The organism is Sporichthyaceae bacterium (assembly GCA_036493475.1).
Lineage (GTDB): Bacteria > Actinomycetota > Actinomycetes > Sporichthyales > Sporichthyaceae > DASQPJ01.
The window spans coordinates 1-4,423 of the sequence record DASXPS010000199.1; the positions used below are offsets into that span (position 1 = coordinate 1).

Here is a 4,423-nt window from a genome sequence, read left to right on the forward strand (position 1 = left end):
TACCTGCGTGGTCTCGGCGCGATTCCGCTGCCGGCGGAGCCGGTGGGTGGCACGCCGGGCGAGCTGCTGCTGGCGGCCTTCCGCGACTACCTGCAATGCGAGCGGGGGCTGGCCGCCGGCACGGTGTGTCGCTATCTGGTGGTGGCGCGGTTGTTCCTGGCGGAGTGCGAACGGTCTGATGGGCTCGATCTGCAGCGGCTGACCGTCGGGGACGTGACGTCTTTTGTTGTCTGCCAGTGCCGCGGCCCCCGGGTCGCGTCGGCGACGGTGCTGGTCACCGGGCTGCGGTCGCTGTTGCGGTTCTTGCTGGTGGCGGGTTACACGGATCGTCCGCTGGCGCAGGTTGTGCCGACGGCCACGGTCTGGGCCGAGGGGTCGCTGCCTCGCGCGTTGAGGCCGGAGGTGATCGCGGCGATGCGCGCCGGCTGCGACGAGCACACCGTGGTGGGGGTGCGTGACTTGGCGATCCTGACGGTGTTGCACCGGCTGGGGCTTCGTGCCGGTGAGGTTGCCGGGCTTGAACTGGCCGATGTTGATTGGCGCCATGGCGAGATCGTGGTGCGCGGCAAGGGGAATCGGCAGGAGCGGCTGCCGCTGCCTGCCGACGTCGGCGAGGCGGTGGTCGCCTATCTGCGCCAGCGTCCCAGGGTGGGGTGCAGGGCGCTGTTCTTGAAGGTGCGCGCCCCGATCGTCGGGGTGTCCCGCGACGTGGTCGGCCAAGTGGTGCGTGCCGCGTGCCGGCGCGCCGGGCTTCCGGCGGTGGGCCCGCATCGGCTGCGTCACAGCGCGGCCACGGCCACGCTGGCCGGAGGCGCTTCGCTGGCCGAAGTCGGCCAGTTGCTGCGGCAGCGTTCGGCGACCGCGACGGCTATCTACGCGAAGGTCGACCGGACAGCGCTGCGAACACTCGCCCTGCCGTGGCCGGGGGGTGCGGCATGAGCGATCTGCATCAGGCTGTCGAGGACTACCTCACGGTCCGCCGGGCCTTGGGCGCCAAGCTTGAGCGGCACCCCTGGCTCTTGAACGACTTCGTCGCTTACCTGCAGGCAGCCGGCGCGACGACGGTCACCGCCGAGCTCGCGCTGGCTTGGGCCTGGCTGCCCGGACCGGACGCCCATCCGACCTATGTGAGCAACCGGTTGAGCGTGGTGCGCGGTTTCGCCCGTCACCTGCAGGCCTTCGATCCGGCGACCGAGGTGCCACCGGCCCGGCTGCTGCCCAGGTCGAAGTGCCGGGCCACGCCCTACCTGTATTCCGACGCTGAGGTCGCCGCGTTGATGACCGCCGCCCGTTCACTCACCCCGGCCCTGCGGGCGGCCACCTACGAAACATTGATCGCATTGTTGATGGTGACCGGGGCCCGGGTCGGAGAGCTGATTCGCCTCGACCGCGATGACGTGGACTGGGACGAGAGCGTGCTGGTCATCTGGGACTCCAAGTTCGCGAAGAGCCGCGAGCTGGCACTTCACCCCAGCACCATCGACGCACTACGCGGCTATGCAGCGCTGCGCGAGCGGTCGCGACGTTCGTCGACGACGGCGAGTTTCTTCGTGTCCGCGGCGGGCAGCCGGCTGATCTACAGCACCGTCCAGCAAACGTTCTCGCGCCTGGTGCGCGACGCCAGGCTCACGCCACGCTCGGACCGGTGCCGGCCCCGCATCCATGACGCACGGCATAGTTTCGCCGTGCGCACCGTGCTCGGCTGGTACCGCGACGGCGTCGATGTCCAGGCCCGCCTGCCCTGGTTGAGCACCTACCTGGGCCATCGCAAACCCGCCTGCACCTACTGGTATTTCTCGGCAGTGCCCGAGTTGCTCGCCCTGGCGGCCGAGCGACGCGCACGCAACCTGGCGGTGCGGCCGTGAGCACCCTCGCGCCCACCCTCGAGGCCTACTTCACCGAACGGCTGATCGGTCAACGTCACGCCAGCCCGAACACCATCGCCGCCTACCGCGACGCTTGGCGCCTGCTGCTGCGTTTCGTGTGTGCACGCACCGGCAAGCAGCCCTGCCGGCTGGACTTGGCCGATCTCGACGCGCCACTCATCGCAGCCTTCCTGGACCACTTGGAGGCCGACCGTCACAACAGTGCCCGCACCCGCAACGCCCGCCTCGCGGCCCTCCGCTCGTTCTTCTCCTTCGCAGCGTTCCGCCACCCCGAACACGGCGCACTCATCGCCCGTGTGCTCGCCATCCCCAGCAAACGTTGCGACCGCGCCGAGGTCACCTACCTCGACCAGACCGAAGCCGACGCCGTGCTGGCCGCCCCCGACCGCCGCACCTGGACCGGACGGCGAGACCACGCGCTGCTCGACGTCGCCCTGCAAACCGGGTTGCGCGCATCAGAACTCACCGGACTGCGCAACCAAGACGTCGAGCTAGGCACCGGTGCTCACGTCCAGTGCTGGGGCAAGGGCAGGAAACAACGCTGCACGCCGCTGTCCAAGCAAACCGTCGCCGTGCTGCGGGCCTGGATGCGTGAACGCCAAGGCCAGCCCGGCGACCCCCTGTTCCCGACCCGCCGAGGCACGCCGCTCACCCGGGCCGCGATGACCTGCCTTGCCTCCAAACACGCCACCACCGCACAGCGACGATGCCCGTCCCTGCGCACCAAACGCGCAACTGCACACGTCCTCAGGCATTCCTGCGCCATGTCACTACTGCAATCCGGGGCTGACACCAGCGTGATTGCCCTATGGCTCGGACACGAACGGGCCGAAACCACCGCTCGGATCTACCTGCACGCCGACATGTCCATCAAAGAACGCGCCCTGGCCCGCACCACGCCGGTGAACACCAAACCCGGCCGCTACCGACCCACCGACCAGTTGTTGACCTTCCTCGACAACCTCTGATTATGCCGCCCACGAACGCCCAAACACGCAGACCAGGCCGCGACCCGCCAGTACGCCAAGCCATAACGAGGGGCTGCGCATAGTGGCGCTACCACCCGTTTTTCACCAACAACGACGAGCCGACCGCGCAGGCCGACATCACCCACCGCCGGCACGCGATCATCGAAACCGTCTTCGCCGACCTGATCGACGGCCCGCTCGCCCACCTGCCTTCGGGCCGGTTCGCCGCCAACAGCGCGTGGGCCATCTGCGCCGCGATCTGCCACAACCTGCTCCGCGCCGCAGGCACCCTCGCTGGTCACCGGCACGCCCTCGCCCGCGGCGCCACCCTGCGCCGGCACCTGGTCGTGGTCCCGGCCCGGATCGCCCGGCCACAACGCCGCCGGACGCTGCACCTGCCCGCGCACTGGCCCTGGGCCAGCGACTGGGTCGCGCTCTGGCACGCCGTGTTCGGCACTGGCCCACCCGCCGCGGCCTGACCGTCCACCGCCGCACAGGCCGGACCGGAGAACCAGACCGTGGAGAAGCTGGGCAGACCAGCAGCACAGACACGCGCAAAACACCGAAGATCAACTACAGGGCCGCAAGATCAGTTGGTCAGCCGGTCCACGGATCGAGGCTTAGTGGCTATCGCTTGCGCCACTGGGCGCCAGCTGGGGGAAGTAGTGGAACGCGACGTCCCTGATGACTTCGACGATGAGCTGGGGCGTGAGTTGGGCGGCGGGGTTGTCTAGTTGCGGTGGGAGTTTGACCCCTATCTGCCTGGCGTACTCGATTATGCCGGGTGCGACGTCCTTGCCGAGATAGCCGAGGGCCTTGCCCATGGTGTTGTAGTCAATAGCCCATGCAGGCAGCGGCTGGGCGGCGACGGTGGCCCAGGTCTGCGGGTCACGCGGTGTGCCGCGGGTGAACACGTGGTCGAAGGTACGTGCCGAGGCATCGCGCTGGGTGAACGGTGCGCCGAGGTCCCACGCCTTGCGCAGCGTCGCGATCAGCGACGTGTGCCGGTACTCCTCGTTGTAGACCGAGCCGGGTTCGACCCACGGCGAGACCATGACGGCCGGCACGCGGTAGCCGGAACGGTCGAATGTGAAGCCGAGCTCACCCGCAGGTGCGGCCGCATCGGGCGGCGGGACCGGTCCCGGAGGGACGTGGTCGTAGGTTCCGCCCGGCTCGTCCCAACCGATCAGCAAGGTGGTGTTCCAGACGTTAGTGCCCGGCTCTGCGGTGGCGGACCGGTAGGCGTTGAAGACCCGCTCCAGGAACGCCTCACCGCCCTGCATTGCCGATGACGGATCCAGCCCGATATCGACGTTGCCGCCGAAGAACGACCGGCCGAAGGCCGGGTGGTAGTCGCCGTGACCGGCGATCATGTCCGGCTCGATCAGCGAGAAGTCGGGCAGCGTCCCGGCCGCGGCGTCCTTCTCGAACTCCGAGAACCGCACGAAGTGCGTTGCCAGCCGGTCCTTCAGCCGCGGAAAGTGGATGACACCAGTGAAGGACAAGCACATCGGCTCCATCACATAGACCTTCCAGGTCCTGCCGTGCTGCTCGAGCCGCTCGAAGATC

4 protein-coding genes and 1 pseudogene are annotated in these 4,423 nt (G+C 68.7%); 4 read left to right on the forward strand and 1 reads right to left on the reverse strand.

What is annotated here, in order from left to right:
* From VGJ14_19180 to VGJ14_19195, 4 genes and pseudogenes are all read left to right on the forward strand, one after another.
* Nucleotides 1–939: tyrosine-type recombinase/integrase (locus VGJ14_19180; protein ID HEY2834552.1), on the forward strand; the 939-nt coding region annotated here is incomplete at its 5' end.
* The gene (locus VGJ14_19185) at nt 936–1,865 is read left to right on the forward strand and encodes a tyrosine-type recombinase/integrase (protein HEY2834553.1); all 930 of its coding nucleotides are present in this window, start codon (nt 936–938) and stop codon (nt 1,863–1,865) included. The genes VGJ14_19180 and VGJ14_19185, both read left to right, overlap by 4 nt.
* A complete protein-coding gene (locus VGJ14_19190) occupies nt 1,862–2,854 on the forward strand; it encodes a tyrosine-type recombinase/integrase (protein ID HEY2834554.1) in 993 nt (330 codons plus the stop codon). Before VGJ14_19185 ends, VGJ14_19190 begins: the two co-directional genes overlap by 4 nt.
* Nucleotides 2,855–2,937: 83 nt before the next feature.
* Nucleotides 2,938–3,333, forward strand: a pseudogene (locus VGJ14_19195) (IS1380 family transposase).
* A gap of 141 nt (nt 3,334–3,474) precedes the next feature.
* Here VGJ14_19195 and VGJ14_19200 read toward each other — a convergent pair.
* On the reverse strand, nt 3,475–4,423 hold a 949-nt coding region (locus tag VGJ14_19200), incomplete at its 5' end, for an alkaline phosphatase family protein (GenBank protein HEY2834555.1).

Excerpts from the sequence above, each read along its gene's own strand:
- VGJ14_19185 (HEY2834553.1), top strand. The coding sequence starts at position 936 with ATGAGCGATCTGCATCAGGCTGTCGAGGACTACCTCACGGTCCGCCGG.